24 protein-coding genes and 1 other RNA gene are annotated in these 22,792 nt (G+C 48.3%); 8 read left to right on the top strand and 17 right to left on the bottom strand.

The genetic code is table 11. The features are described from left to right. Positions 1-95 precede the first annotated feature (95 nt). Genes B3M90_RS14105 through B3M90_RS14095 form a run of 3 tightly spaced genes read right to left on the bottom strand, consistent with a single transcriptional unit; the run spans position 96 to position 1,104 of the window. Positions 96-587 carry a GNAT family N-acetyltransferase gene (locus B3M90_RS14105; RefSeq protein ID WP_290784645.1) on the bottom strand — a complete coding sequence of 164 codons (492 nt, stop codon included), beginning with the start codon at positions 585-587 and terminating at the stop codon, positions 96-98. Positions 588-612: 25 nt separating this feature from the next. After that, positions 613-903, bottom strand: coding sequence for a hypothetical protein (locus tag B3M90_RS14100; protein ID WP_290784643.1), 291 nt, complete (start codon positions 901-903; stop codon positions 613-615). Positions 904-954: 51 nt separating this feature from the next. After that, positions 955-1,104 carry a hypothetical protein gene (locus tag B3M90_RS14095; protein WP_290784641.1) on the bottom strand — a complete coding sequence of 50 codons (150 nt, stop codon included), beginning with the start codon at positions 1,102-1,104 and terminating at the stop codon, positions 955-957. 492 nt (positions 1,105-1,596) lie between these two features. Here B3M90_RS14095 and B3M90_RS14090 point away from each other — a divergent pair, with 492 nt between their 5' ends. Next, positions 1,597-2,823 carry a hypothetical protein gene (locus B3M90_RS14090; RefSeq protein ID WP_290784639.1) on the top strand — a complete coding sequence of 409 codons (1,227 nt, stop codon included), beginning with the start codon at positions 1,597-1,599 and terminating at the stop codon, positions 2,821-2,823. Positions 2,824-3,038: 215 nt separating this feature from the next. On the opposite strand, the gene B3M90_RS14085 is transcribed toward B3M90_RS14090, so the two are convergent. After that, the gene (locus B3M90_RS14085) at positions 3,039-4,184 is read right to left on the bottom strand and encodes a THUMP domain-containing class I SAM-dependent RNA methyltransferase (protein WP_290757190.1); all 1,146 of its coding nucleotides are present in this window, start codon (positions 4,182-4,184) and stop codon (positions 3,039-3,041) included. Positions 4,185-4,295: 111 nt separating this feature from the next. Beyond that, an RNA gene (gene rnpB / locus B3M90_RS14080) (RNase P RNA component class B) lies at positions 4,296-4,669 on the bottom strand. Positions 4,670-4,803: 134 nt separating this feature from the next. Here rnpB and B3M90_RS14075 point away from each other — a divergent pair. Then, entirely contained in the window at positions 4,804-5,247 is a 444-nt protein-coding gene (locus tag B3M90_RS14075) for a hypothetical protein (protein WP_029341396.1), read from the top strand. Between the two features lie 46 nt (positions 5,248-5,293). Here B3M90_RS14075 and B3M90_RS14070 read toward each other — a convergent pair whose 3' ends face one another. The 4 genes from B3M90_RS14070 to B3M90_RS14055 form a co-directional block, all read right to left on the bottom strand. Beyond that, positions 5,294-6,637 (bottom strand): S8 family peptidase, encoded by a 1,344-nt coding sequence (locus tag B3M90_RS14070; RefSeq protein ID WP_290784636.1) that lies wholly within the window; start codon positions 6,635-6,637, stop codon positions 5,294-5,296. Positions 6,638-6,686: 49 nt separating this feature from the next. Beyond that, positions 6,687-7,100 (bottom strand): hypothetical protein, encoded by a 414-nt coding sequence (locus B3M90_RS14065; protein WP_023467922.1) that lies wholly within the window; start codon positions 7,098-7,100, stop codon positions 6,687-6,689. Between the two features lie 59 nt (positions 7,101-7,159). Continuing rightward, positions 7,160-7,852: a hypothetical protein gene (locus B3M90_RS14060; RefSeq protein ID WP_214855594.1), complete on the bottom strand. Its 693-nt coding sequence runs from the start codon at positions 7,850-7,852 to the stop codon at positions 7,160-7,162. Between the two features lie 69 nt (positions 7,853-7,921). Then, positions 7,922-8,917, bottom strand: coding sequence for a potassium channel family protein (locus B3M90_RS14055; RefSeq protein WP_290779332.1), 996 nt, complete (start codon positions 8,915-8,917; stop codon positions 7,922-7,924). Between the two features lie 68 nt (positions 8,918-8,985). Between B3M90_RS14055 and B3M90_RS14050 the strand changes: the two genes are divergently transcribed. The 3 genes from B3M90_RS14050 to B3M90_RS14040 all read left to right on the top strand — a co-directional run bounded on the left by B3M90_RS14050 (position 8,986) and on the right by B3M90_RS14040 (position 10,438). After that, positions 8,986-9,213 carry a hypothetical protein gene (locus tag B3M90_RS14050; RefSeq protein WP_035408455.1) on the top strand — a complete coding sequence of 76 codons (228 nt, stop codon included), beginning with the start codon at positions 8,986-8,988 and terminating at the stop codon, positions 9,211-9,213. Between the two features lie 35 nt (positions 9,214-9,248). Beyond that, entirely contained in the window at positions 9,249-9,455 is a 207-nt protein-coding gene (locus tag B3M90_RS14045) for a DUF2922 family protein (RefSeq protein ID WP_035408457.1), read from the top strand. Between the two features lie 89 nt (positions 9,456-9,544). Then, positions 9,545-10,438 (top strand): hypothetical protein, encoded by an 894-nt coding sequence (locus B3M90_RS14040; RefSeq protein WP_035408459.1) that lies wholly within the window; start codon positions 9,545-9,547, stop codon positions 10,436-10,438. A gap of 94 nt (positions 10,439-10,532) precedes the next feature. Here the strand turns inward: B3M90_RS14040 and B3M90_RS14035 are convergent, their stop codons facing one another. The 5 genes from B3M90_RS14035 to B3M90_RS14015 all read right to left on the bottom strand — a co-directional run bounded on the left by B3M90_RS14035 (position 10,533) and on the right by B3M90_RS14015 (position 14,767). Next, positions 10,533-11,603, bottom strand: coding sequence for a hypothetical protein (locus B3M90_RS14035; RefSeq protein ID WP_290784634.1), 1,071 nt, complete (start codon positions 11,601-11,603; stop codon positions 10,533-10,535). A 12-nt stretch (positions 11,604-11,615) separates the two neighbouring features. Further along, positions 11,616-12,434: a hypothetical protein gene (locus B3M90_RS14030; RefSeq protein WP_290784632.1), complete on the bottom strand. Its 819-nt coding sequence runs from the start codon at positions 12,432-12,434 to the stop codon at positions 11,616-11,618. Beyond that, complete coding sequence (locus tag B3M90_RS14025) at positions 12,431-13,111, bottom strand: ABC transporter ATP-binding protein (protein ID WP_214729804.1); 681 nt, start codon at positions 13,109-13,111, stop codon at positions 12,431-12,433. The genes B3M90_RS14030 and B3M90_RS14025 overlap by 4 nt, the downstream gene beginning before the upstream one ends. A gap of 410 nt (positions 13,112-13,521) precedes the next feature. Continuing rightward, positions 13,522-13,944: a hypothetical protein gene (locus B3M90_RS14020; protein ID WP_290755701.1), complete on the bottom strand. Its 423-nt coding sequence runs from the start codon at positions 13,942-13,944 to the stop codon at positions 13,522-13,524. A 148-nt stretch (positions 13,945-14,092) separates the two neighbouring features. After that, the gene (locus B3M90_RS14015) at positions 14,093-14,767 is read right to left on the bottom strand and encodes a CPBP family intramembrane glutamic endopeptidase (protein ID WP_214729803.1); all 675 of its coding nucleotides are present in this window, start codon (positions 14,765-14,767) and stop codon (positions 14,093-14,095) included. Between the two features lie 107 nt (positions 14,768-14,874). Here B3M90_RS14015 and B3M90_RS14010 point away from each other — a divergent pair, with 107 nt between their 5' ends. The 3 genes from B3M90_RS14010 (at position 14,875) to B3M90_RS14000 (ending at position 17,061) form a co-directional block, all read left to right on the top strand. Next, positions 14,875-15,558, top strand: a complete 684-nt coding sequence (locus B3M90_RS14010; RefSeq protein WP_058704753.1) for a lytic transglycosylase domain-containing protein — start codon at positions 14,875-14,877, stop codon at positions 15,556-15,558. 15 nt (positions 15,559-15,573) lie between these two features. Then, positions 15,574-16,155, top strand: coding sequence for a DUF1643 domain-containing protein (locus tag B3M90_RS14005; protein WP_214729802.1), 582 nt, complete (start codon positions 15,574-15,576; stop codon positions 16,153-16,155). 105 nt (positions 16,156-16,260) lie between these two features. Next, on the top strand, positions 16,261-17,061 hold the full coding sequence (locus B3M90_RS14000; RefSeq protein WP_214729801.1) for an SMI1/KNR4 family protein: 801 nt from the start codon (positions 16,261-16,263) through the stop codon (positions 17,059-17,061). 75 nt (positions 17,062-17,136) lie between these two features. On the opposite strand, the gene B3M90_RS13995 is transcribed toward B3M90_RS14000, so the two are convergent. From B3M90_RS13995 to B3M90_RS13985, 3 genes are all read right to left on the bottom strand, one after another. Continuing rightward, complete coding sequence (locus B3M90_RS13995; RefSeq protein WP_290784626.1) at positions 17,137-19,512, bottom strand: glycoside hydrolase family 31 protein; 2,376 nt, start codon at positions 19,510-19,512, stop codon at positions 17,137-17,139. 153 nt (positions 19,513-19,665) lie between these two features. Further along, positions 19,666-21,189, bottom strand: coding sequence for a cardiolipin synthase (locus B3M90_RS13990; protein ID WP_290784624.1), 1,524 nt, complete (start codon positions 21,187-21,189; stop codon positions 19,666-19,668). A 111-nt stretch (positions 21,190-21,300) separates the two neighbouring features. Beyond that, positions 21,301-22,422: a GTP-binding protein gene (locus tag B3M90_RS13985; RefSeq protein WP_290784708.1), complete on the bottom strand. Its 1,122-nt coding sequence runs from the start codon at positions 22,420-22,422 to the stop codon at positions 21,301-21,303. Between the last annotated feature and the right edge of the window lie 370 nt (positions 22,423-22,792).

Here is a 22,792-nt window from a genome sequence, read left to right as displayed (position 1 = left end):
CAACACTGACAGCTAGTACTTCTTTTGTGCTGAACTTATACTGTCAATTCGTACAGCGTGCCATGACATCATCATTCCCTTTTCTGTTATCTACTTCATGATTCAGGAAAAGGTTCCGTTGCGTCGATGGGTCGTAAACGCATCTTCAAAAATTCATAGCTTCCACCATTCATCGCCTGTTGGAACCGTTCGACGGGAAGGAAGCCACTTTTCGTATACAAGCGAATCGCCCGCTCGTTGAATGTCGCGACAGCTAATTCGATTTGTTTAGGTGCATACCGGTCCATGATGAACGCAAGACCGGCTTCTAAAAATGCCACTCCATTTCCTCGTCCCGTCAAGTCTGGTCGCATACCAAGCCCGACATCAACGACGTCTGCGTTTGGTTCAAATACATAATAACCAATCAATTCTTCCCCATCCAACACAGCGAAGTAATGTTCCGTTCGCTTTGCTGGATCGAGAAATTCTGCTAAATCTTCTGCGTCATTCGGCATATCATAAAATGCAAACGCCCCGTCATATTGCCACTCGTAGGCAATATGTTCCGCCTGTCGTTGAGTCAGCGGTGAAAATGTATAGATCATCAGGATTCCGCTCCTCTTGGATTCCTCAACGAGATCGATTCTTTCGGTAGTCTAACAGTTGCGGCAATACGTTTAATCCGATCGAGATGAACGTCAATACCCACAGTGCCCGCTCCATGCCCGGTACGATGTCTTGTAACGCTGCCCAGTCCTCCCGCGCCACGAATTCCGCGACGAGTCGGTATTCGGCACACAGCGTCAGTGCCGTAAAGCTCAGTCCGAGCACCATCAGGAAACGATAGTCCTTACCGATCACATAAAAGATGATGTTCAGCGCGGTAAATCCAATCGCCAGTAAACCCAGTATGATCCACATTGAATCGTCTCCTCCTTATTCCACCTCTTTATTTACTATATTTGGAATCTGTTAATTGGTATATCCGCCTAGAGTTGGATTTTCTGTCCGCTCAGCGAAATAACGCTCGAGCAGCCGATGATGGAGTAACGTTTCGACCAAACGGACGGTTTCGAGTGTTGCTGCAAAATCAACCTGTTCAAAATCCGTATGCTCATGCATAATGTTTATCTTTTGACTACTGTTCATATCATCCTACTCAAAAATATTATTTGCGCTAATCAAAAACACCTTCAAAACTAGTACTTTTTAAGTATGTCATTTCAAAGTTATTTTTTATAATGCCTTAATTTAATCTAGAGAGGTTCTTAAGAACTATGTAATGATTGTGCAACACTGGTCACGCGAATACCAATGTAACTTAAGCATAAGACCTTTTGCGATAGAAACTATAACACTTGGAAAATAATGCAATAACTATATTTCAATATTCATACAAGTTAGATATACGATTGTTAGATGCGAAGATAGTTATCCTATCGCTTAAATCAATGTCGCATAGTAAATCATTTTGAGCTAAAATTAATATGGAAATTAAAAACATAAATGTTCTAAATAAGGACTAAAAAAATAATTACTAATGGAGGATATATCGTGGACAAAGAAAGGAAACATACTTTCAAAAATGGTCGTTATAATAGACGGACCATCCAGATGCGCTGGGTCATCGGAATCCTCGCGGTTATATTAATTGGGGGATCGTACTTTCTTGGGATGCACGCTAAATCATCACAGGTTAAAAAAGAAACTCCTATTACCGAATCAAAAGCAGAAAAGACCAAAAAAAATGACACACCTGTAGAGTCTGATCCGAGAGATCTTGCCTCTTTCGGACATGGAACAAATGTAAAGCAAACGAACAACGATTTCTCACCAGAAGATATCCAAAATGCTTTAGATACAGGGAAGCCTGTTGTTGAGAAAGCTATTTCATCCACAACCGAGTTAGTGAACAGTATTGTTAAAGAACAAAAAGAGATGAAAGAAGCAGAGCAACTGCGAATCAAAGATTTTCAAAAAACCGTCACCCAAGATGTTAGAGATCGAGTAGATGCTCAAGTTGAAATGTTGAACGAAGCCGCACAAATTGCTCATATGATGGCTGCAGGTTCGTACATGGCGAAAAATGAAGACGTCCCATTTACAAATGCAGAAAACGTGATAGCGGAAAAACTCGAAACTCTTTCTCAGAACCTATTAGATATGGCATATAGTCTAGAAACGTATACGGTCGCTAAGAGTTTTGAAACGTGGAACGAAGCCGAAAGCTATTTGCCCAATAGAGAGGAGAAATCACTACTTGCAATACCTATAAACGAAGCAATAATTAATTCTTCCTCTATTATCGATCAACCAGTCATTGCAGAACCGGTCACAGAGGAAGGAAATACTAATAATGAATCAGCTATAGCCGATCAAACGGATGCAGAGAAATATCCTGAAGCCATTACTAGTGTTTTTAAAATTTCAGAAGCTATGAACGCTATTTATGTAGAAGCCGATGAATTGCAAAAGAAATTCACTCCTTATAAAAAGAAAGATGGATTTAGTCAATTTGAATATATTTCAGTAGACGATTTGAAAGATTTATATAAATTTGATGCTACCATAGCAAATGAAATTACCGCGAGTACTCACTTTGAAGCACCTGACTATACGACTAATGGATTTACACAGGCCATGGAATCACATCGCATTATTATCAAAGAGCTTGATCAATTATCATTGTTGCTTGAGGATTACCCTGAAGATTTCCAAAAAGATCCTGACGGCACACTAATGAAAGCAAAAAGTCATTTCGAACGAATCAAGGACACAGCACAGACTGAGTTACTCGGATTCGAAAAGTTCTTCGAAACTGCTGGTCCAGAAGCAAACTAAAAGGTGTACACTGAAGGCACTCAGGTGCCTTTTTTGCTGACTTAAACCAAACTTACATACCAAGAGGAAATTACAACATGATACTGCTAATCAACTCGCGGCATTAATAGACGATAAAAAAACCGCCCAACCGAGCGGCTCGTGACATCTTGGCGAAAAAAATAAAAAGTGGGAAGTAAGTGGGAACTGACCCCCATTCACCTCCCACAAATCGATTAAGCCTGCGGACGTTTCCGACGCAAACCATAATACTGATAAAACTGAACTTCGATGTTCCCGTTGTACAGCTTCCGGCGTTTCGTTGCTGGACGTCCGTAGGCTTTTTCGAACTCGACATACGACGTGATCATGTAGACACTGTAGTATGGGAATTCTTTATACGCTGTTCCGATCTTACGGTACAGCTGATGGACTTCACGCGCGTCCTCGAGACGTTCCCCGTAAGGCGGGTTCCCGATGATGACACCGAAGTCTTCCTTCGGTTTGAAGTCTGCCGCGTCACGTTGCATGACGTTGATCGCATCGCGGACGTCTGCGAGTTCTGCGTTCGTTTTCGCAAGCTTGACCATCTCTGGATCGACATCGCTTGCGTAAATTTTCAATGGTTTGTCCCACTCTGCTTTTTCGTTCGCTTCGTTGATCGCATCAAACCACGCTTTCTTCGGAATGCATTTCCACTCTTGTGAGACGAACTCACGGTTGATGCCTGGTGCGATATTACGCCCGATCATCGCCGCTTCAATCGCCAGCGTACCTGAACCGGTGAAGACGTCGTAGAGCGGCATATCCGGCTTCCAGTTCGTCAGCATCAGCATCGCTGCCGCCATCGTCTCTTTCAGTGGGGCTGCTGAGTGGAACTCACGATAGCCACGTTTGTGTAATGCGTCGCCTGATGTATCGATCGTTAATGTCGCGATGTCTTTTAACAAAGCAACTTCAACCGGATAGCTCGCACCTGTCTTCGGCAACCATTCCGTTCCTTTGTTGTACGCTTCTTGCATGTGCGAGACGATCGCTTTCTCAGTGATCTTTTGACAGTCACGGATCGAGAACAGCTTCGATTTGACCGAACGACCGTTGACGATGAAATTCGCATCCCACGGCATCAATTCGTGCCACGGCAGTGCCTTGACTTGATCGAACAATTTTTCGAATGTCGTCGCGCGGAACTCAGCGACGACGAGTTTGATCCGGTCCGCTGTCCGGAGCCACATGTTCAAACGGGGTATGTCCTCCATCTCACAATCGATGTAGACCTTTCCGTCCTCGACCGTACACTCGTATCCTAACGCACGGACTTCTTTTGCGACGAGCGCTTCGATTCCCATCGCCGCTGTCGCGATGACTAAGCGTTTTGCCATATCGCGTTCACTCCTTTATCGTTTCTTCCACTGAATCGTTTCATTGCAATAAAAAAAGAGCCCAGGGTGGACCTGGACTCTCGTTCAACTTAAAAATAACAGCCTATGTGGTCCTGTAAGCCATGTTCTGTTCCTTAGTGTTTCAAACGGTTTGACCCTCACACGCAGGCGACAATCATCTATCTCCGTATTTGCATACGCTCTCCTTCGCGTTCAGTTCCGCTCCGGAAATTCCCCTACCAAATTTGGGTTTCTCGCTCGTGGGGTTTACCTCGTTCCACCTTCATGGTTTCCCATGAAGCTCCGTCACTGTGGCACCTTCAAGAAGTTTCGGCCATATCCGAAGACTTAGGCGTTCCTTCTGCCGTCAGCTTGACGCTGCCTACACTTATCTTTTTGTGTAGCACGATCACTACAGCCATCGCAGGCTGTGCGAGCATGGACTTTCCTCAAAGCACCGAAATGCCCCGCGATTGTCCGAACCAACATAGTCACTGCTTATGAGTGTAGCGTAGATGCCGCTTTCCTGCAAGAGGCAATTCTCGTTTTATAAACGAAAAAGTTGCGTCCCTGCCTCATTTCACGGTATAGTACAAGAGTTCAGAAGGGGGCATGCAGTATGAAAAAACGACGCTCTGGTACGAACCGGCGAACGGTTCGCAAGTTGACATTCCTGATCGAGATCGACGAGATCAAGGCACTTCATCTGCGAAACGGCATCTTCGCCTTCTATCGTCAAGGAGAGCTCATCCACGCGTTCGAGCCGTTCAACGTCAAGGCGCCCGATGCACTCTCAAAACGTAGCTATCATTTCGATCAACACGATATCTTGCTTATGAACGAACGTTTCCCTGAGCAAATCCCGTTGTATGATGAAGCGATGACGTTACGCTCTTGGGCCGACCAGGTCGCTTATGGTTTATACCAATTGATCGATTCCAGTCGCCTGTCTTTCGTCCATGAGGATGACACAGGATACAAGATGGAAGCGATGATCACATGGACTGGAGAGGCATTGACGCCTCCGACGCCCGTCTATAAAAAAGGAAAAGACCCGAAGTAACCTTCAGGTCTCGTACGGCGCTTCCCACTCAGTGGGAGGCGCTTTTTTATTTGACTGTCAGTAAGCGTTCGACGGTCCGCGTATGCCGTCCACCTGTCGTTGTAAAGACAAGCTTATATGACCCCTTGTCTTTCAACTTATACGTAAACTTATGCGTACCGTTCGTTAAATTCGATTGCGTGAATGTCTTAACGACCTTCCCGTCCTTATAGAGACATGTCGTCGTCTTCGCACTCGCATACTCATCAAAATAGAATGTAAACGCCTGATTCGGCTTAACCGTTGCCGGTAACGAGATCTTCGAGATCGGTGCCGGCAGTGTCGCTAAGATTCCGGCATTCAAGCGACCTGCTCCGTAATGCAACTTCGTATCACCTGATTTTTTCGTCGCTGCAGCATATAACTTACTGCGCATCGTCGTGTTCGAGACGAATGGGTTCTTCGATTTCGCGAGCGCCAACACACCACTGACGACCGGTGTCGCCATCGATGTGCCGTCCAAGTAGCCGTACTTGTTGCCGACGATTGTCGAGTAGATCCCTTCCCCCGGTGCCATGATGTTGACTCCTTTCCCGTAGTTCGAGAACGTCGAGGCACGCCCCAGCGTTCCGACGGACCCGACACCGACGACTTGACTCATCGATCCTGGGAAGAGTACTTTATTGCGCCCGTCGTTTCCGGCTGCTCCGACGACAAGTATGTTCTTCGCTTCCGCCTTTTTGACCGCTGCTTCCATGTACGGATCAAACTCATATTGTCCGAGTGAGAGATTGATGACATCTGCTCCCTGCTCGATTGCATACAAAATACCGTCGCCGATGTCGATCGATGCGGCAAAGTCTCCATCGAAGACATCGGCCCCGATCAGTTTGACACCAGATGCGACACCGACGATCCCTTGACCGTCTTCACGCGCCGCGACGATACCGGCGACGTGTGTCCCGTGATCGTCAGGTTTCCGGATTCCAGAAATCGTCGTCGTCTTATAGATGACGTCCTTGAACTCGCGATGTTTCGTATCGATTGCATCATCGATGATTGCAACTCGGATATCCGATTTTCCGCGGCTGTACTTCCAGTAAGCCGGAATGCGTGACTGATCAAGATACGTTTGTTGAAATTGAGCGGAATCCGTTGCTCTCTTGACGTCCGTGATTGGAATCAAATCGGCATCAATATCCTTTTCTTCGAGATGCGCAAGCGGCTCAACGAGCGAGAATCCTTTTTGTTTCAAGGCACGAATCTCGGTCAGCCCCTGATTCGCCAACCACTCTTGTTTTTGTTGTTCTGTAAACGTCGGATCATATTGTACGTATTGAGACTGCGCGAAAGCAGACGTTGGCATGGCGACGATTGTCGCTAGCGTGAGTAGTGCAAGTTGCTTTTTCATGGGAACCCTGCCCTTCTCTGATTACGCGCCGACCGAAGAATCGTCTGGACTAAAGCGGAACCGTGCCGTCCGGTTCTTCGCTGACTTCAAAAGGAATGATCTTTCCGATCGTCACGTAAGCATAATAGCGTGCAAGGACCGCACGCCAACGCGTTGCATCAATCCCCGTCAGGTCTTCACCTAACGGGGAACCGTCGAATGTCTCGAACTGTTGGCAAAAGAAGGCTTCTTCCTCCTCATGCCACGTCACTTCTTCGCCGATGAACCCGGTCGAAAAGCGGACAAAATCCGCAATCGAGGGTCCAATCACTTCTGCCGGCAAGCGTTCGCTCATCCGTCCGACCAGTTCATACCGGTCGCGTTGTGCTTGTTCCGCTTCTTCAATCGAATGACACAGCAGCACTTCACGATTTATTTCTACTAACACGACATAGTCACCACTCGGTAAATTGACGTGAATCATCCCTACACCCCTCGGACTGAATTCGTGCGGCTTCTAGGTGTCATTTTTTCTTCGATAATTTATAATGTCCATTTTCGATCAAATGTTAATTCAATCGGCTCGTTATCTTTCGACTTTAACATAACGACCCGCGTCGTTTCAATTTGATCGACGAGATCCGCTTGACGAAGAGACTGAATTTCCTTTGAAGAACCGGCTTCAATCCGGTCTCTGTAAGGGGCAAGCAAGTCTTGTTGATTGCTTGCGAGTGCGTACCAGGCAAGACGGGCAAACGGTTCGTCCTTCGCCGTTTCAAGCGCATAACTCTCGAAGATATCTGGAAGATAACTGCTAAATTGATCAAGCGCGTCGATTCGTTCAGCGACATCTAAAATCGTCAACCAGCTCGGGAGTGAAAGCAACGATTCGCTCGACCACCAGTCGAGTAAATCGACATGCTCTTTAAGTAATTGATGAGCTTCCGGTCGATCGATCATATGTTGTAGCGTCTGGATGAGTTCGTTCCAGGCAAGTGACCAGTACTCCTCTGATGGATTAGCTGAAAGGAAAAATTGACGATAGACCGTCAACAATTCCGAAACGTCCGTTAATGGTTCGACTTCTAGCCGTTGATTGAATCGGCTAACTGCTTTTGTAAAATAATTTGGTTCAAGCGTCAGTGCCATATAAAGTAATTTTGGTGCATTTTTAATTTCGCCTTGATCGACCGTCTCAAATAATTCTTGAATCCATTCTGGTTGTGGTTGTGTCATAATCTTTTTCCTCCGTCTAGTAAATTTATTTACTATACCCGAAAAAAGATTGGTTAAATCCTTTCTTCTCTAAATCGCTCCGATTCGTTGGGCGGTTTCCTCCGAACACAAGACGATCAACGTCCCGTTTTTCGGAATCGCTTCATCGAGTCGACGGTTCAAATCGAGTCGTTTTCCATCAGATAAGATCGTCACGCCTTCTTCAAGCAAAGCATGATAAGCGTCACGGTACGTCCCCCACTCCGGTCTACTCGGAATCGAGAACATGCCTTCACCGTCCTTCGTCAACAAATCCGTCACGACCTTCGTCACACCAGGATGATGGGACGCGAGGATCGCCATCCGGGCAATCGTCTCATCACCAAGTAACACCTCATCAACCTTAACCTGTTCGAAGCTGTCGAGGTGTTCTTCAAGCATCATTTCGACGATTGTATAAATGTTCGGATTCGCCCGTTCGATGCTTGAAGCAATCAACAATGTCCGTCCGTCAGCATGGACCGGTGGAATCGAATGATCGGCGAGGACGATCGCGCGAACTGCCTTTTCGATGTGTGCCCGTTCGAGCGTCGATGTCAGTGCCGGATCACCACAGACGTAATGAAATCGTGGGTGACTGAATGGCTCGCGCTCTAGGTCGTCGACGAGGACGACATCCGTATGTTCGAGCAATGACTCGATGACGTGCTTCGAACGCCGACTGTATCCGAAGACGACCGTATGTCCTGTTTCCTTCACTTGTAATAACCCTCTTTCCTTTTGATTACGAATCAACTGGACACCGTCGACCAGTTTTGAGATCAATCCACCGACGATCCCGATCCCGAAGATGAAGACGAAAATCGTCAGAATCCGACCGGTATCCGAGTTCGGGAAGAAGTCGCCGTACCCGACCGTGACGACGGTCGTCATCGTCCAGTAGACGGCCCGGAAGTAGGAACCGAACGTCTCTGGCTCAAGCGCATACATGATGCCCGCGACACCAAAGACAAAGATCAAAGATGCATATCCGAGCGTCCGCATGCGTAAAAACGATACTTTTCGTAAAAAACGTAACCAGACCATCTTTTTTTCATTCCTTTCGAACAATCCGGTCTCTTCCCCTGTCAATAAGGGCGAAGGAGGTGATACACATGACACAAGCAGAAGAAATCAAGACGAGTCTCGTCATCGTCTTCGAGCGGAAGGACAAGGTGACAGCAAACGGTGATGCCGTCGTTGCTCGCCGCCGCTATAACGGCTTACGTTCGAATCTTCCAGCAGACGTCGTCGCTTCGATCGGTCAAGCGGTCGGCAGCTTACTCGACGGACGCTACGCGCTGACGGAAATCAGCCGTGACTACGCTCTACTCAAGGCATAACTCGTCCCTACATTTCATGAAAGGAGTGACCATTGATGGAACATACGATCGTCCTGACATTTGATACGGTGACAAAAAAACCGTATCGCTTGCGGATCGCTGGTGCGAAGGAAAATGCGACCGTGGCTGAGATCAAAGCAATCGGTGACTTGTTCGTCGCCCATGACCCGTTCATGAACGGTGTCACACGACTCGCGTCCGCTGAATTGCAAAATAGTTCGGAATCGCCATTCGTGTTGTAAGCTTTTTCAGTCCATCGTCACGGGATTACGTGACGATGGCTTTTTTTTGGTATACTAGAAACATCAACCAGCTGAAAGGAAGTCAATTTATGGCCAAACGCCCACTCACTCCTCGCGAATGCGAACTCGTCGTCTGTAGTCTCTACGTAATGGAACTCATCCCGTTCGAAGGCATCATGGAACGTCTCGAATCCATTACGCTCCGAGACATCATCGGCCCCGTCGCACGTGGTGAATCGACGCGGGAGCAAGCTGCTGACGCGCTTGACCAGTACATCAAGGTCCGACGTCGCCGGTTCCGCAACGTCCCACCGGAACATCTGTGGTCGCTTGACGACCGGATTGAACAAGAAGCTTTGCGGATGATCCGCAAGCGTTCGCCGCTCTCGGCAGGAGAAAAGCTCCAGCCGAAAGCCATTCCTCATGAAATGGGTGATACGGTCGAGTTGAAAGTGACCGAAATTCAGGATCGCAACAACAAAGTGACCTTGATCGGGAAAGTCGGAAACGTCACGGCGAAGCTCCCGGTCGCGAACCGTCAAGCCTATAAAGGCAATAAGACGATCTCTGCCTGGATCACGGGTGTCGAGAAAAAACCTGCCTTACTTCATCTGTCGACATCCGACTACGGTAAGCATCAGCCGTCAGACGACGTCAAAGCAGCGTACGCAACTGCCGTTGCCGCGTTACGTCGTTATTTCGAGACGAACGAACTCCCGACGACCGAAGAAGTCGATCTCGCGAAATCACTGTTCCAACGGATGATCCGTCGCGATCAGAATGATTGGTTCACAGTGTACGTCGCGATGGGTCGTCCGCAACTTGATCACGTCCGGCGCTGGGTCAAGGTCATTCAGATGCTCGCCCGCTCACTGCGCGGAGACGAGGAAGCGACACAACAACTCGCTTCGCAGGAAGATCGTTTCTTCAAGGACGCCTTATTGCGTGCCTGTAAAGCAGCAGAGAAAAACTTCACGTCTTGATGCTTTCGCCCTAGAACGTATCGATTCCTAGTCAAAACGAAAAAAACGCTTCGTCCCGGATAAGTTTTTCCGGGACGAAGCGTTTTTTCGTGGATCATTGAACCGCAAAATCATAGATACGCGTTCCTTTTTTACGATTCGCATCTTTGATTTCTCCTTGATACATCAGTTGCTCATTCTTCAGATCGATCACGGACACTTGGAATCCATCGTTTGTCTCGGAAGAGAGATAAAGTTGCATCTCGTCCTTCGAATCCAACCAATCAATCTTTTTCAAAACGAGCGGACTGCTTACGCTATGCTCGGATAATCGTTTCGTTTCCAAGTCGAACATCGACCATTCGATTCGTTTCGTCTCCCCTTCCGGCAGGCGGAAGCCGATGAGATAACGACCGTTCGCATAGGGCGTATAACCGATTTGTTGTTGATTCAACTCCTTGATGGAACGAACGCTTTTGCCGTCATCGAGGAAATAAGATAGTTTGGTGTTCTCCTCATCGCTGTCAGACGGTTGTTCCGTGTAGACGACCTCATTTTGATGAATCGCTAAAAATTGACGAGCGTGTTTAGGCGCTACTGGCTTTTGAAGAACAATCTCTTCGACCCGGTCGCCTGTTAAATCAAGTACGAGCAGTTTCGTTTCCCTTGGCTGATCGACTCGATCGAGTTGAATGTAGACCTTCATCGCCTGTTTATCGACGACAGTGGCTTGTATGTCCATCCCCGTCTCAAGTTTTGTATCATACTGAAATGTTTTCTCGAACATCTCCTCCGTCTTAAACGTAAACATCTTAAATTGCAGTTTATTGTGTTTGATCTGAATCGCATACTCTGATTGTCCATCTCCACTTACATTCGTTTCCATATGCGTCGTGAATTCGTAATATTTATCTGGCAAATCCGTCATGCTATCTTCACGGAATAGTTGTCCGACGTAAGAATTTGACTGTTTTTCGATGTCTCCCTTAGCGTTGACATCATAAATCGTCGAACGCATGCCTTTCGTCTGAAGACGTAAATTAAAATTTTCGATTTGCGAAGGTTTTCCACTGACGGTCTCGAGCGAAAAGTCTGCTCCTTTGATCGACAGCGTGTAGCCGATGTAGCTTCCGATTGTTATGAGAATGATCACTCCATAGATCAGAAGTTGACGATATCGTTTCATGAGATTTCTCCTTTAGACGGATAGACGCGTCTGGACTAACCGCAGATTTTTGTACGACACATATAACGTTAAGAGCACGATGTACCCGAGATAAAATTGCATGTGCAGTTGACTCAAATCGTTCGAAATAGCTGACAATGCTAAGCCCAAGATGATATAACCGCCAATCAACGCAATCCCATGTAATCCGACGAGCAAGAACGCTTTTCCCTTTCGGAACGATCGTTCAAGTAATACTGTCATGAAGACGAACGAGATGACGATGAATGTCATCAGTAAGATGAATAAAATATCACTCGGATACATCGTATAGAACAACTTCATATAGATGGAGTATTCATTGATGCTGGCTGTGACCTGTTGAGCATCTGGTAACAACCATAAGTAGAGATTACGACTAAGCAACAACAGCCCCCACTGAATTCCGATCAAACTAGTCACGACAAGTAAGAGTGCCGTCATTTTCGACCCAAAAATCGCCCGGCGTGATCCCGGTAACAATAGCAATCTGTAGATGTACTTCGTCTCACCTATCCAGTCGCGGTACCAAATCCAAAACGCAAACAGGATGATCATCCCCATTGCTAATACAATGATGGAATCGTAAAAATCCGTTGCCTGTGCGAATGTCAACGCACCACCTGCTCGCGCAATTGCGTCCATTTCTGATATCTGTTCAATCCGCATCGTTTTCTCGATCGTGCTTTGATAATCGTAAATTTGATAGAGCAGAGACGCGATTTCCGCGACGATCAAGCCTGAAATCAACAACACCAGTAATTTCGTACTTCGTTTCAGTTCTTCATTCGTTAATAACAACCAACGTTTCATCCTTGATATACCTCCCGCATCCGGTCCTGGACCGATTGATGATGACTGCCGCGCAGCTCATCCGTCTCTTTGACTTCAACGATCTTTCCGTCCCGTAAGAACAACACTCGGTCGATCACCTGCTCGACTTCAGCGATTTCGTGAGTCGTCATCAGGATGCTTCGTCCTTCCATGAACTCACTTGAGAAAATCCAGGCAATCTGTTCCTTCATGAACAAATCGATTCCCGCGAGCGGTTCGTCGAGTAATATGTATGGACGATCGAGGGCGAATCCTAAGACGAGATTGAACTTCGCTTTGTTCCCTTTTGATAAGTTCGCCATTTTATCCGTCGTAAACAGCTGGAACGTCTGCAGTAACCGTTCCGCTGTCTCTTGATTCCAGTCCGGATAATGATCTGCCATATATGCGAGCGCTTGTCCGATCGTCATGTAGCTCGGCATCGTCTGGAGATCAGGCACGAACGCGATCTGGTCGCGCGACGCTTTACCGTCGACTGTCACTGTCCCGGCATCCACCGGAATCAGACCGAGAATTGCTTTTAAAATCGTTGACTTTCCTTCCCCGTTTAAACCGATCAGACATGTCACTTCGTTTAGACCGACAGAGAACGTCACGTCACGTAAGACGTGCTTTTTTCGTCCGTATCGCTTTTGTAGCCCCTTCACTTCAAGCATTAGACTTCCTCCCTCAATTCCCACCATTGTATTAAGACAATAGTACATCTGTTAACTGTATGGTACATGCCATACAGTCTAGCGTCAACCTGTTTTTTCCTGCTATCATCCAGAAAATGAAAAGGAGCCGAACAATCATGTCCGACTCCGCGAGTATTCGACTTCGTTTTTGCTTTTTAATTTATGAAAGAAGAGAGACGTTTTGTTCACTCGAAATCGCTTTTTAAGGAAAAACAAGCAGGAGCGACCCTGCAACGAAGTGAAGCGGCGCGATGCTTGTCCCAGGAAAACGATTCGAGATGAACAAAAAAGTGCACGCTGTTTTCACGACGTCGAATTCTCTCGATTCGTTGATTAAAAAAAGAGAGGACGCCCTGATAGACGTCCCCTCTGAACACGTGACTGGTGTTTCAATAAATATCAATCGTCGACTCCAGTGCCCGGCATGTCCGACGCACGGTCGGTAAGAAGTCAGTCCGTTTTGCGACACCGCCTTCAATCTGGACATGCTGAATGCCTTTCTTCCGCTGCATCGCTGTTAAGACCGTGACCAGTTCGATGAACCAATTGGAGATCAGTTCGACAACCTGTTCGTCAAAAGCGGCAGCGCCATACACATCATACCCGTTCTCGCAGAGATGGTTCGGGAAGCGGGCTTTGAACCGATGAATCAAAGTGTCCGTCGTCGGAATCAAAAATTCGTCGTAGACGACACGTTGTTCGGCATCAAGCGTTTGTTCTGTCACACCATCCATCATCAAATGTGGCTGATTGCCGATATTCAATGTCCAACTCGTCTTCTTTCGCTCGCCAGTGGAAGTGATCGTTCGCATGGTTTCATCCATCTCCTTTTGATGTGTAAGCGTTTACCTTCTCATTTTACCTGTCATTTGACCTGTTCTGCAACCGTCAACTTGACCATTTTATAATGATGACTTCGCTTGACATTCAGTCTAACAAATTCAACGCTTTTTGACGATGTCAGGAATTAACATCGTCCTTGTAAATGTAGACAGCAACGAGATCGATCAAGACATGGATGATGATCAACGGCCAGAGTGTTTCGAGTGCTAGATACAAGTAACCGAATCCCGCCCCGATCAGTCCCGTGACGAGGATCGCAAACCATCCTTGATAACGATGTGCGACACCAAACAAGATTGCCCCGATCCAGACGAAACTGATGTTAGAAAACGGTAAAAATAATCCGAGAGCATGAAAGAGAAAACCGCGATAGATCAACTCTTCCGTCACCCCTGCCATCAGCGCGACCATCTGAAACCCGGTCCGCTCCTCTTTCGTTCGCGGCAGAATCAGTCGCTCCGCCTCACTTTGATAAAGCGGCAACAAACGTTTGCGAAACGCTGGAACAGTCGCCGTCAAAAGTAAGACGAAGCAGAGAAGGACGATCAGTCCGATCGTCGCGTACCAGACCGGACCACTTGGGACAAAAAACGTCAAGCCGATTTCTGGCAACCGTGTACCGCTGATCAGCGTTCCGCCGACGAGCAACAGACATAAGATACCACTCGACTGGACCATCGAGGGATAAAATTCCTTGCGTGGGACGATCGTCAAATCGACCGGTCGGACCGCTGCGATGATCGAAAGGACGACGAGCAATCCGAGTAAAAATCCATTTACGAAGAGATACATGACTTCGACTCCTTTTTTGATTCCACACTCCCGTCACAGAAAGTGCTATTAGACCCTACTAAAATATGATACCATTCAGTGGAATCCTAAACAGAGGAGAGAACAATATGCGAAAAGTTTTTCGAATCAGCATCTTGTTCGTACTGTTCGCCCTCATCGTCAGTAGCTTCATCTACTGGCAAAATCGGGAACGTGTTCAAAATGAAATGTATCGTACGTATTATGGACAGCATGGCGTACCTGCCGAGAACATCGACATCTACGAACAAGCCGCGGCACGTTACGGCATCGACTGGAAGCTGCTCGCCTCCATTCATCGCGTCGAGACGATCTTCTCCAACTCGTCAGCGATGCAATCGTCCGTCGGCGCTATCGGTCCATTCCAATTCATGCCGAAAACATGGGTCGGTTGGGGATACGAAGGTGGCACGTCGCTCGGTGACATCGAGCATGACGGCATCGACGTGACGGATCCGGAAGCCATCGAGAAATATGGTGGTCTCGGAGTGGACGCGGACGGCGACGGGAAAGCTGACCCGACGAGTCTCGTCGACAGCGCCCACACGGCAGCGAAATACCTGAAACAACACGATGTCACGAAGACATCCGACCGAGACACGCTCGCGACAGCACTGTTTGAATACAATCGCAGTGAACAATATGTTTCTGACGTGCTCGCCCAATACGATCGTTACCAGCAACACGTCGAGGCGATCGATGCGAACGACCTCGACCTCAAGAAGAAGACACTCGCATTCTTCCTTCGCATCAGCTCACGTTTGACCAATTAAAAGGAGGCACCACCCATGACACCAGCCGATTCTTCCGAACTCTTGATTGAGGAATCGTCGATCCGCGTCCAGACGACGTTTGATCGAGACAAGACGAAACGCTATTTACGCAGCTATATCTTTGACGACATCGCAGAAGGAACGCATGTCGCCGCTTTAATCTACACACCACGGACGACGGACGCCTTTCTCTCCGGAACGACGACACAACGTGCGTACAATTTGATGAAGAAGTATGTCAGTGATCCCGTTAAACAATATGACATCATCAGTTTGATGCCGGACCTGCTCGTCAGCGAGGATCTGCCATTCGCTCAAGCGAGTTTCGATGAGACGAACTATGCGTTCGTCGCGAAGACACTTGCCGATGTCAAAGCGAAAAATGGCGTCGTCCTCTGTGGCTGGGGATCGCCTGGTCGACTGATGCACCATTTACCGGCTTACGAGGATCTATTCAATGAATATGCCGACATCTTGTACTGCTCTGGCATCACGAACAAAGGTGAACCGAACCATCTGCGCTTGACGATGGACGATAGCCCGATGATCACGTATAACGACATGAAACAAAAAGCGAAAAAGTTGCGTCGTAAATGACACAATGGACCCTTCCATAACGGATAGGGTCTTTTTTTGAAACATTTTCCATCAGCTTCGCGTATAATCTAGGTCTACATACTACATAGCAAGGAAGGTCATACGATGCCATTTTGGGATAAAGAGTTACAAGAAGAAACGATGATTTCAGTCAAAGAAACAGACATTCAACGAATCGAGCAAGCCGTCAACGGTTCACTCCCCGTCCGTTACCTCGAACAAATCCGGGAACAAAACGGTGGTGCCCCAGAAGCTATGGCCGTGATGGTCGAGTTCAAGAATACATGGTCGGACGAAGAAAGCGGATTGCACCTCCCACTCCGCTCCATGACGTCATTGACATTCGAACGGTATCTGGACGAATTGTCGGTCCTCAGGGAATGGGATGTCGAAGGAAACGTCATGATGTTCGCGGAAGGAGAAGGGAGCTATTTTTGGTACTTCCACTTCATGGAGGCTGCTGAGCCGACTGTCTGGTGCCTCGATATTTCGGATGAAACGACCTATTTTGTCGCGGCGACCTATGACGAGTGGTTAACGAAGCTGAGTACCGATGTTCCGGAAGTCGTCATGCCGGATGTTGTATTTCTGACGTTACCTGAAATCAAGGACATTCTCCGTGGAGATGACGAAAACGAAAAACTTCTCGCATACTCCCACTGGATGATTCTCGATGAAGAACAGGAAGAACTCATCGAAGCGTTCATGACACTGATCGAACGAAACGACCAGCCTGATTTCCTCGACTCTTATGCGTATTACCTCATGGAAGTCTTGACGAACAACCCGGAGTTGTTAGAACAGAAACGAGATGACGTCACGACCTTGATCCTCAGTAAAGGTGACGATCTCGATGCAGAAGACTTGCTATCTTGGATGGATGAAGAGATAGACGAAGAGTTCTGACCTCAACCAGAAAGCCAGTATTCCTCGTCCATATGGATGACGAATACTGGCTTTTTCGCATGCCTATCCAATCGTTTAAGACAACATCAACTCAAGCAGACAATCGACGAGATCCTTCTCGAGTTCGAGTGCTTGCAACTGGTGCATCATGTTGACCGGGTCGAGCTTTTGTGACAGCAGGCGGTACAAACGGTCCTTCAAATCATAGCTGATTTCCGCTTGATCGAGGAATGCATACAACCGGTCCATCTTGTTCTCGTTCGTCGAGATCTCGACTTGAAGCGACAATGTGATCGTATCGGTCACTTCACCCAGTTCGACACGAAGGGACTGTGTCGCATGATCATAGACACCGGTGACACTCTCTCCGTCGCGCTGGACGTATCCTTCACGGACTCCACGTAAAATCAATATGATCGACCGATTTTCCGGTAGCAAGTCACGATGTCCAGTCGGTGCAGCGATCGTCAGTTCACGCGCTTCCCAGTCGAGCGCGAATGTCGTCTCAACATTGACGCCGTCGCGGTGTGCGACCCCAGTGCTGTCGTCTTCAAACAACGTAAACCGGTTCGATGCTCCCGGGAAGACGACGACTTCGAGATCGTCCGGATTATGCAATGCATTCGAATGTTCGAGATGACGACCGAGTGGGACGATCGCACCGGCTTTCGCGAGTACGCCTTGGTCTTCGAGATAGCGGAACAGACGGATCTGTTTGCCGCCACGGTACCGGTGCCCATTGAAGAAATCGAACCATTCCCCTTCTGGCAACCATGCAGTCGCAGCCGTCATGTGCAGTTTCCGGTGCATCGGTGTGACCATCGGCGCAACGATCAATTCCGTTCCGAAGTAGAACTGATTCGGAACGTTGTATGCTTGATCGTCTTCTGGATGCTCATAATACATTGGTGAGACGAGGGGCAAGCCGTCAAAGTGATTGCGGGCATTCATCGTGTAGATGTACGGCACGAGCTGATGCCGGAGTCGTAAATATTTCTTCATGACGTTCGCCGCATCGGTCGAATAGCGCCATGGTTCCTTCCCATTGAAGATGCTCATCGTACTATGCAGACGCATGATCGGACTAAAGACACCGTACTGGAGCCAACGTGTCGATAACTCGTCATCTTTTTCCCCGCGCTGGTGCCCCCCGATATCATGACTCCACCAGCCGTAACCGATGTTCGACGCCGTCGCCGTGAAATACGGCTGGAATTGGAGCGATGCCCACGAGATGATCGTATCGCCCGAGAACCCGACCGGATAACGATGACTTCCGGGACCCGCGTAACGCGAGAAGATCAACGGTCGATTACCATTGCGGGCGATATCAAGCGCATGATAATGGTTGAGCATCCAGAGCGGATCGAGCCCCTTCATCTTCGAGTTCGCGCCCTGCTGCCAGTCGATCCACCAAAAGTCGACCCCATCCGCCTCATGCGGATGATGCAACTTCGTGAAGTAGTTCTCAATGAACGTCCGGTCCGAAAAATCAAACGGAATCCGAACATCCGATTCGGGATCAACGCCCATCGCGACCGCCATCGCCTCGTATGCTTCCTCAAACCCACGCACCCCGTCCGCCGGGTGCAAGTTAAGCGTGACCATCCGGTCGTCGTCCTTCAACCATTGCAAGAAGCCCCGTGGATCCGGGAATAGATCACGGTTCCACGTATAACCCGTCCAACCGCTCCCGTATCGTTCCGGAATATCGGTGACGTGCCAGTCCATGTCGATGACACTGACCGAGAACGGAATATCTTCCGTCTTGAAGCGTGTCATCAAATCTTTGTATTCCTTCTCACTATAACGCCAGTAGCGACTCCACCAGTTACCGAGTACCTGACGCGGTAACATCGGCGTCGGTCCTGTCAGGTGGTAGAAGTCACGCAGTGCCTGTTTGTAGTCGTGACCGTATCCGAAGTAATAGATGTCATGCGTACCGGAGCGTCGCGGTTCGACGAAGTGGTCTTCCGTCAGCACGAAGGCGTTCGAATCGTCGATCGCCGCGTATCCTTGCCGTGAGACAATTCCTTCTTCGAGAGGAATGACACCGTCCGCGTGGTCAAGCGTCCGTGCCGTTCCTTTTAATGTCCGGAGTGGTCCGCCGAACGTATAACGGCTGTAATAGGTACTGAAGTTCCCTAAGACATCGATATAAAGTGTGTTCGCAGCGAACGGTCCCTTCGTATAATGCAGATGGACGTGCTCGGTGATGATTTGCAATTCTTCCTCGTTTTCGACGATGCGATAAGCAGGTACCGGGAAATCACGATTGAAGACCGTTTGGGTCGGTCGATCCTCGAATTGTCCATCCGCCGCGTATTCGAGTCGGATCATCCGACTCGTCAAGACCGTGAAACGGTAGACATCTCCTTGGATGATAGCGTCTGGTCGTGCTTGTGGTTTCATGTCGCGCGTGTAGAAATGGGATTCATCAATTGTTCGCATACGAATTCGGGACTTCCGCCCCTTTCACTTCCTTCCAGGCTAAGTAGTGTGCAACCGATTACACATCTAGTGTATAAGAGTTCATGTTCCCACTTCAAGGAAGAATGAATCAAAAAAACGTCCCGCACCTGAAAATCGATGCGGGACGTTGCGTCATAATAAGGGTGAAATCAAGCGCGAAAGTGACTCGAAAATCCGGAAGCGGAGCGGACGTTTGACGTAATCATTCGATGATAACTGAATCGAGACGTCGAAATCAGCAATGAAGTCACGCTCGAGCTGTTCGGCACTTTCCGTATCGTACAGGAACGCCATTAGCTCATAGTTGAGGACAAAACTGCGAATGTCCATGTTTGCCGTTCCGACAGCCCCAATCTTGCCGTCGACGAGAAATAGTTTGGCATGGATGAAGTGACGGTTGTACGTGTAAATCTTGACCCCATCTTTCAGGAGTGGTCCAAAGTAGGAACGGGTGCCGTAGTAAGACGTAAAGCTATCGCCTTTCCCCGGTGTCAGGATGCGGACGTCAAGCCCGGCACGTGCAGCAAGTCGAAGTAACGTCATCGTCTCATTGTCCGGAATCAAATACGGTGTCGCGATCCAGATCGAGCGTTGCGCCGAGATGATGGCCGCAATCAAGGCATTGCGAATCGCGGGATCCTTTGAGGTCGGTCCGCTCGTGACGATTTGAATCGCTCCGTCGGACGCAACATCATGTTTCGGGAAGTACTGGTGGATTGTCTCTTCCCCCGCAAACGTCTCCCATGTGTCGTCCGATTCGATTTGGGCATAAATCCAGTCGTCGAGGAACGTCGCTTGTAATTCCTTAACGGCACGTCCTTCGAGCCGTAAGTGCGTATCGCGCCAAAACCCGAACTTCTTACTCTTGCTATCGTACTCATCACCGACGTTCAGTCCACCGGTGAAGCCAACCTTCCCATCAACGACGACGATTTTCCGGTGATTGCGGAAGTTCGCCGTGAAGATGAATAAGGGACTCGAGATTGGATCATAGGCTGCGATATGTGCCCCAGCGTCGCGTAACGGACGTAGGAAATTCTCACCAAGCATATAGCTTCCAAGTCCGTCATACATGAACCGCACTTCGACCCCCGCTTCGAGTCGCTCGATCAATGCTTCCCGGATTGCCTTGCCTGTCTCATCGTTTCGATAGATGTAGTACTGGATGTGGACGTGATGTTTCGCTTGACGAATTGCGTCAAGAATCGCCGGGAACGTCGCTTCCCCGTTCGTCAAAATCTCACTTGCTGTATGAACGTCCACCCCGCCCCCACCGAAGTTACGAATCGTGTTCGCAAGCTTCAAGTGATTCGGTGGCAATTCACTGACGGCAAGCGACCGGACTGGACGAATCGCTTGTTTCAGCAATTTCCGTTCGTCATGCGAACGACGATTCCGGCGGCGACGCCGTGGATTCCGACCGAACATCAACCAGATGATGACTCCGAGAATCGGTAAGAAAATTAGAACGAGGAACCAAGCGATCGTTGATTCCGCTGTCCGGTTCTCGATGAAGATGATCATGATGACGGCGAGCGGCACGACCGTCGCTGAAATCGTTAAGACATAAAATAAATAGCCGAGTTGATATAGTCCCCAAATGATGCCACCGGCGACTAAAAATACGAGTGCGAATTGTAAAATCCGGTTACGCACAGACCTTCCTCCTTCAATTAACATACCTTCACTAGTATTCTTTCCCCATTCACTATGAAAATATAACAAAAAAGAGAAACCGCAGATACGGTTTCCCAAAAGATTGACCTCTTATAGAAAGTTTTCTTCGTACATCTCGCGACCAGGGATTGGATCATTCAGTGACGACCAGTCCGTTTCGTGTTCCTGGACGAGACACGCATCGAATAGTGCTTCGAGCTTCTCTTGCTCCAGTCCGATGCCGATCAAGACGAGTTCGGTCCGTCGGTCCTCATCTGATGCAAAACGACCAGCATATTCCATGTTCGACGCATATCCTGCCTGATGGAACAATAGTGCCATCTCAGGACGTGTCGCGAGGAACAAGAATCCTTTCGCCCGGACGACTTCTTGCGGCCAATCTTCGATCAAGGCAAGCAAACGCTCAGGATGGAATGGCACGTCGCGTTTGTAGACGAATGAACTGATCCCGTATTCTTCCGTTTCCGGAAGATGTTCTTCGGCATTCAACTCGCGGATCCAACCGGCACTTGCTGCTGCTTGTTCGAAGTCAAATAGATCAACGTCTAATATCTCTGTCGGATCGACTTGACCATACGTCGTCTCAATCAGACGAGCCACTGGATTCAATGCCTTTAGATAGCCGATGACGGTATGGCGTTCTTCCGGTGTCAGGCGATCGACTTTATTTAAGACAATGATGTCCGCAAACTCGACTTGGTCGACGAGTAGATCGACGACTTCGCGCACGTCTGTCTCATCGACTGCCTGTCTGCGCTCGATCAACGACTCACCGGATTCGAAGTCCTTCAGGAAACGGTACCCATCGATGACCGTGACCATCGCATTGATTTTCGTGACTTGTGATAAGTCGATGGCACTGTCCGGATCTTCGTACGTGAAGGTCTGGGCGACCGGAATCGGTTCCGAGATACCACTCGATTCGATGACGATCCCGTCAATATCGCCTTGATCGACGAGGCGTTTGACTTCAAGCAACAGATCATCACGCAATGTGCAGCAAATGCAGCCGTTCGAGAGCGTGACGAACGACTCTTCAGTCCGCGAGAATCCGCCTTGCTCAATCAATGCCGCGTCAATGTTGACCTCACTCATGTCGTTGACGATGATCGCAAGGCTGCGCCCTTCGCGATTATGTAGCAAATGGTTCAATAGTGTCGTTTTACCGGATCCTAAGTAACCGGATAAAACGGTGATCGATATCGGTTGCATCATCATTCACTCTCCAAAACGTAATCGTTACGTTTTATAGGGTAACCGACTTTTTATCTGACGTCAATCGTAATGATTTCGATTTATTTTGTTCCCTAAAAAAAAAGCCGATAAGCATCGACTCAAGGAGTAGACCGGGCTGACTCCAAAAAAATGACGCATCTTCTCACGCCCTTTACTCAGGCGAGACAAAAGCCAGTTTTCCTGCTTCCTTCAAGCAGGAAAGCGGGTCTTGTTTGTCTCTCACAGCGCATAAATGCGCTTTTCCTGTAGGAGTGGCGTGAAACGCGTCATTCTTTTTGTTACGAGATAAGGGTGGCAGATCATCATTCTGCCACCCTTATCTTTGTGGAAACTGATTTTTGAGTCA

It is taken from the genome of Exiguobacterium sp. UBA6309 (assembly GCF_002439205.1).
Lineage (GTDB): Bacteria > Bacillota > Bacilli > Exiguobacteriales > Exiguobacteriaceae > Exiguobacterium_A.
This window is presented reverse-complemented; position numbering and strand designations above follow the sequence as displayed.

What these genes read in the sequence shown, in the direction of transcription:
- B3M90_RS13985 (WP_290784708.1), bottom strand. Translation starts at nt 22,422, where the DNA reads ATGCAACCGATATCGATCACCGTTTTATCCGGTTACTTAGGATCCGGT.
- B3M90_RS14015 (WP_214729803.1), bottom strand. Translation starts at nt 14,767, where the DNA reads ATGTATCTCTTCGTAAATGGATTTTTACTCGGATTGCTCGTCGTCCTT.
- B3M90_RS14035 (WP_290784634.1), bottom strand. Translation starts at nt 11,603, where the DNA reads ATGAAACGATATCGTCAACTTCTGATCTATGGAGTGATCATTCTCATA.
- B3M90_RS14050 (WP_035408455.1), top strand. Translation starts at nt 8,986, where the DNA reads ATGACACAAGCAGAAGAAATCAAGACGAGTCTCGTCATCGTCTTCGAG.
- B3M90_RS14070 (WP_290784636.1), bottom strand. Translation starts at nt 6,637, where the DNA reads ATGAAAAAGCAACTTGCACTACTCACGCTAGCGACAATCGTCGCCATG.
- B3M90_RS14085 (WP_290757190.1), bottom strand. Translation starts at nt 4,184, where the DNA reads ATGGCAAAACGCTTAGTCATCGCGACAGCGGCGATGGGAATCGAAGCG.
- B3M90_RS14060 (WP_214855594.1), bottom strand. Translation starts at nt 7,852, where the DNA reads ATGACACAACCACAACCAGAATGGATTCAAGAATTATTTGAGACGGTC.
- B3M90_RS14105 (WP_290784645.1), bottom strand. Translation starts at nt 587, where the DNA reads ATGATCTATACATTTTCACCGCTGACTCAACGACAGGCGGAACATATT.
- B3M90_RS14090 (WP_290784639.1), top strand. Translation starts at nt 1,597, where the DNA reads ATGCGCTGGGTCATCGGAATCCTCGCGGTTATATTAATTGGGGGATCG.
- B3M90_RS14065 (WP_023467922.1), bottom strand. Translation starts at nt 7,100, where the DNA reads ATGATTCACGTCAATTTACCGAGTGGTGACTATGTCGTGTTAGTAGAA.
- B3M90_RS13995 (WP_290784626.1), bottom strand. Translation starts at nt 19,512, where the DNA reads ATGCGAACAATTGATGAATCCCATTTCTACACGCGCGACATGAAACCA.
- B3M90_RS14025 (WP_214729804.1), bottom strand. Translation starts at nt 13,111, where the DNA reads ATGCTTGAAGTGAAGGGGCTACAAAAGCGATACGGACGAAAAAAGCAC.
- B3M90_RS14055 (WP_290779332.1), bottom strand. Translation starts at nt 8,917, where the DNA reads ATGGTCTGGTTACGTTTTTTACGAAAAGTATCGTTTTTACGCATGCGG.
- B3M90_RS14075 (WP_029341396.1), top strand. Translation starts at nt 4,804, where the DNA reads ATGAAAAAACGACGCTCTGGTACGAACCGGCGAACGGTTCGCAAGTTG.
- B3M90_RS14030 (WP_290784632.1), bottom strand. Translation starts at nt 12,434, where the DNA reads ATGAAACGTTGGTTGTTATTAACGAATGAAGAACTGAAACGAAGTACG.
- B3M90_RS14010 (WP_058704753.1), top strand. Translation starts at nt 14,875, where the DNA reads ATGCGAAAAGTTTTTCGAATCAGCATCTTGTTCGTACTGTTCGCCCTC.
- B3M90_RS14045 (WP_035408457.1), top strand. Translation starts at nt 9,249, where the DNA reads ATGGAACATACGATCGTCCTGACATTTGATACGGTGACAAAAAAACCG.
- B3M90_RS14100 (WP_290784643.1), bottom strand. Translation starts at nt 903, where the DNA reads ATGTGGATCATACTGGGTTTACTGGCGATTGGATTTACCGCGCTGAAC.
- B3M90_RS14000 (WP_214729801.1), top strand. Translation starts at nt 16,261, where the DNA reads ATGCCATTTTGGGATAAAGAGTTACAAGAAGAAACGATGATTTCAGTC.
- B3M90_RS14040 (WP_035408459.1), top strand. Translation starts at nt 9,545, where the DNA reads ATGGCCAAACGCCCACTCACTCCTCGCGAATGCGAACTCGTCGTCTGT.
- B3M90_RS14020 (WP_290755701.1), bottom strand. Translation starts at nt 13,944, where the DNA reads ATGCGAACGATCACTTCCACTGGCGAGCGAAAGAAGACGAGTTGGACA.
- B3M90_RS14005 (WP_214729802.1), top strand. Translation starts at nt 15,574, where the DNA reads ATGACACCAGCCGATTCTTCCGAACTCTTGATTGAGGAATCGTCGATC.
- B3M90_RS14095 (WP_290784641.1), bottom strand. Translation starts at nt 1,104, where the DNA reads ATGCATGAGCATACGGATTTTGAACAGGTTGATTTTGCAGCAACACTC.